Source organism: Bordetella petrii (assembly GCF_020991325.1).
Lineage (GTDB): Bacteria > Pseudomonadota > Gammaproteobacteria > Burkholderiales > Burkholderiaceae_B > Bordetella_A > Bordetella_A petrii_E.
The window spans coordinates 1-3,709 of sequence record NZ_JAJMLX010000364.1; the positions used below are offsets into that span (position 1 = coordinate 1).

The window sequence follows — 3,709 nt, forward strand, 5'->3', positions numbered from 1 at the left end:
CGCGGCGTGCGGCTGCGCCGCGCGCTGGAATCGCTGGGGCCCATTTTCGTGAAGTTCGGCCAGGTGCTGTCCACGCGCCGCGACCTGATTCCGGCGGACATCGCCGACGAACTGGCCCTGCTGCAAGACCGCGTGCCGCCGTTCCCGTCCGCCCAGGCGGCTGCCTGCATCGAGGCCGCCCTGGGGGCGCCGCCTTCGCAATTGTTCGCGCAGTTCGACGTAGACCCCGTGGCATCGGCCTCGATCGCCCAGGTGCATTTCGCGGTGCTGCACGACGGCCGCGAAGTCGCCGTGAAGGTACTGCGGCCCGGCATGCGCCAGGCCATCGAGCGCGACCTGGCCCTGTTGCACGTGGTGGCCCGCATCGTCGAGCGGGCCGGCGCCGACGGCCGCCGCTTGAAGCCGCGCGAGGTGGTGGCCGAGTTCGACAACTACCTGCATGACGAACTGGACCTGGTGCGCGAGGCGTCGAACTGCAGCCAGCTGCGGCGCAATTTCGACCCAGCATCCGGCCGGGGTGACCTGCTGATCGTGCCCGAAGTCATCTGGGAATACACCGCGTCCACCGTCTTCACCATGGAACGCATGTATGGCATTCCGGTGGGCCAGATCGACCGCCTGCGCGCCGCCGGCATGGACATTCCCAAACTGGCGCGCAGCGGGGTCGATATTTTCTTCACCCAGGTGTTCACAGACGGCTTCTTCCATGCCGACATGCACCCGGGCAACATCTACGTGTCCGACCGCCCCGAAACCCTGGGACGCTACATCGCGCTGGATTTCGGCATCGTGGGCTCGCTGTCCGAGTTCGACAAGAACTACCTGGCGCAGAATTTCCTGGCGTTTTTCCACCGCGATTACCGCCGCGTGGCGCAACTGCATATTGAATCGGGCTGGGTGCCGGCCGATACGCGCGAAGAAGAACTGGAAGGCGCAGTGCGCGCGGTGTGCGAACCGTACTTCGACCGGCCGCTGGCCGAGATCTCGCTGGGGCAGGTGCTGCTGCGTCTGTTCCAGACTTCGCGCCGCTTCAATGTCGAGATCCAGCCGCAACTGGTGCTGCTGCAAAAAACGCTGCTGAATGTCGAAGGGTTGGGACGCCAGCTCGACCCGAATCTGGACCTCTGGAAAACGGCCAAGCCGTATCTGGAAAACTGGATGCGCCAGCGCATGGGCCTGGACGGCCTGCGCAAATCGCTGGCCAAGGAAGCCACGCAATGGTCGCAGATGCTGCCGGCCTTGCCGCGGCTGGTACACGAGCGGCTCAGCCAGCCTGACCTGGCGCCGCAGTTGTTGCTTGAAATGACCCGCCTGCGCCAGGCGCAGGAACAGGGCAATCGCCTGCTTGCCGCCGTGGCGGCTGTGTTGGCACTGGCAGTGGGGGTGGCCCTATGGGCCCTGACCCGCTGATCGCCGTTCCGTTTTGTCATGAATTCGTCACTGAACTGTCATGACGGTTTCGTACGGAACGGCGATAAATAGCCTTGCGTAAATACGCAAGGTCCGGGCCGTGGCCCCACGGCATTTTTGAAAGTTATAACGCCCCACGCGGGACCAACAAGGGCACACCATGCTTTATCCTGAACTCTTCAAGACCATGGAAGCCGTGCGCTGGAACATGGCAAGCGACATTCCCTGGGATGACTTCGACCGCAGCAAGCTGTCGGACGAACAGGCGTACACCATCAAGATGAACGCCATCACCGAATGGGCCGCGCTACCCGCCACCGAAATGTTCCTGCGCGACAACCGGGGCGACAGCGATTTCTGCGCCTTCATGTCGGTATGGTTTTTCGAAGAGCAGAAGCATTCGCTGGTGCTCATCGAATATCTGCGCCGCTTCCGGCCCGACCTGATGCCCACCGAAGAAGAGCTGCACAAAGTGCGTTTCGAGTTCGACCCGGCCCCCGAGCTGGAAACCCTGATGCTGCACTTTTGCGGTGAAGTCCGCCTGAACCATTGGTATCGCCGCGCGGCCGAATGGCACACCGAGCCCGTCATCAAGGCCATCTACCAGACCATTTCGCGCGACGAAGCCCGCCACGCTGGCGCCTACCTGCAATACATGCGCCGCGCCCTGCACGACCGCGGCCAGCAGACCAGCGAGCAGGCCCGCCTGTCGTTCTCGAAGATCGGCGTGCTGATGGCGTCGGCCAGCCGCACGGCGCAGGCCATGCATCCCACCAATCTGCACGTCAACAAGGCCCTGTTCCCCAACGACACGGTGCAGTCGCGCCTGCCCGAGCCCGGCTGGCTGGAAAACTGGCTGGACACGCAGATCCGCTTCGACACCGTGTGGGAACAGAAAGTGGCCAGCCGCATCCTGCACATCTTGTCGACCCTGATGGGCCGCAGCTTCGATTCAGTGAAAGACCTGAATCGCTATCGCAAGGAAATGGTCAATCTGGTGTCGCAAGGCGGAGATTCCGGGCTGATCGTTCCCGCCGGCGCCTGACAGGCCCTCCGGCCGCCCGGCATGCGGCGGCGTACAATCGCCGCATGTCCTCCGCCCGTTTCGAATCGAAAATACTGTCCCGCGACGCCTGCGCGGCCGCCATTGCCCTGGGCAAGCTGCCGCGGCCGCTGGTGTTCACCAATGGCGTGTTCGACATCCTGCATCGCGGCCACGCCACCTACCTGGACCAGGCCGCGCAACTGGGCGCCGCCCTGGTGGTGGCGATCAATACCGACGCCTCGGTGCGCCGCCTGGGCAAGGGGGCCGACCGCCCCCATAACAACCAGGACGACCGCGCCGCGCTGCTGGCCGCGCTGGGCTGCGTCAGCGCGGTAACCCTGTTCGAAGAAGACACGCCCGTCGAGATCATTGGCGAACTGCGGCCAGACTTGATCGTGAAAGGCGGCGACTACGACATGGAAACCCTGCCCGAGACCGCGCTGGTCAAGAGTTGGGGCGGTCGGGCGCTGGCGATCCCGTTCGAATTCGAACGGTCCACCACATCGTTGGTGAAAAAGATCCGGGGCGGATAGGCGAGCAGCAAGCACCCGGCAACAGCCGGGAGATCACGCCGCAGGCCCATGGTAGGGCCGACTGCCCGGCATGGTGGTATTGCTTAATTAGGCAGCCGCAGCAACCGGTTGACCGCGTCCAGATCGGCTTCCGACAGAATGCCACTTGCCGCCTTCAGGCGCAGGCCGTCCAGCAAGGTGCGGTAGCGCGCCTGGGCCAGGTCGCGCTGGGTGGCGTACAACTGCTGCTGGGCGTTGAGCACGTCCAGGTTGATTCGCACGCCGATTTCATAGCCCGTTTGGTTGGCCTGCACTGCCGCGCGGCTGGAGGTTTCGCCGGCTTCCAGGGCGCGCACGCGCGCCAGCCCGCTGATGACGCCTGTGTAGTACTGGCTGGCCGACTGCACGGCTTGGCGGCGCGCGGCGTCGTAGTCGCTGCGCGCTTTTTGTTCCAGCTGGACTTTTTCTGTTACCTGAGAGGACACGCCGCCGCCGGAATAAATGGGCACCGACAGCACCAGCCCTACCGAGCTGTCCACGGCGCGGCTGCCGGCCGCGTCGCGGTTCGCGCCGGTGGCGTTGCCGCTGCTGGCGCGCAGGCTCAGGGTAGGGTAGTGGCCGCTACGGGCCACTTGTATATCTCGCTGTGCGATCTGCGTCTGCAGGCGCGCGCGCGCCACTTCCAGGCTGGCGGCCTCGGCCTGGTTCGACCAGTCGGCCAGCCGGGCCGGCTGCGGCGGCG

4 protein-coding genes are annotated in these 3,709 nt (G+C 64.9%); 3 read left to right on the forward strand and 1 reads right to left on the reverse strand.

What is annotated here, in order from left to right:
• From ubiB to LPZ50_RS22930, 3 genes are all read left to right on the forward strand, one after another.
• The coding region (ubiB, locus tag LPZ50_RS22920) for a ubiquinone biosynthesis regulatory protein kinase UbiB (RefSeq protein ID WP_230665121.1) at positions 1 to 1,410 on the forward strand (1,410 nt) is incomplete at its 5' end.
• Between the two features lie 160 nt (positions 1,411 to 1,570).
• A complete protein-coding gene (locus tag LPZ50_RS22925; RefSeq protein ID WP_230665123.1) occupies positions 1,571 to 2,455 on the forward strand; it encodes a ferritin-like domain-containing protein in 885 nt (294 codons plus the stop codon).
• A 44-nt stretch (positions 2,456 to 2,499) separates the two neighbouring features.
• Complete coding sequence (locus LPZ50_RS22930; RefSeq protein WP_230665125.1) at positions 2,500 to 2,988, forward strand: adenylyltransferase/cytidyltransferase family protein; 489 nt, start codon at positions 2,500 to 2,502, stop codon at positions 2,986 to 2,988.
• A gap of 83 nt (positions 2,989 to 3,071) precedes the next feature.
• Here LPZ50_RS22930 and LPZ50_RS22935 read toward each other — a convergent pair.
• Positions 3,072 to 3,709 (reverse strand): TolC family protein (locus LPZ50_RS22935; protein WP_230665127.1); only part of this gene is annotated, 638 nt, incomplete at its 5' end.

What these genes read in the sequence shown, in the direction of transcription:
- LPZ50_RS22930 (WP_230665125.1), top strand. Translation starts at nt 2,500, where the DNA reads ATGTCCTCCGCCCGTTTCGAATCGAAAATACTGTCCCGCGACGCCTGC.
- LPZ50_RS22925 (WP_230665123.1), top strand. Translation starts at nt 1,571, where the DNA reads ATGCTTTATCCTGAACTCTTCAAGACCATGGAAGCCGTGCGCTGGAAC.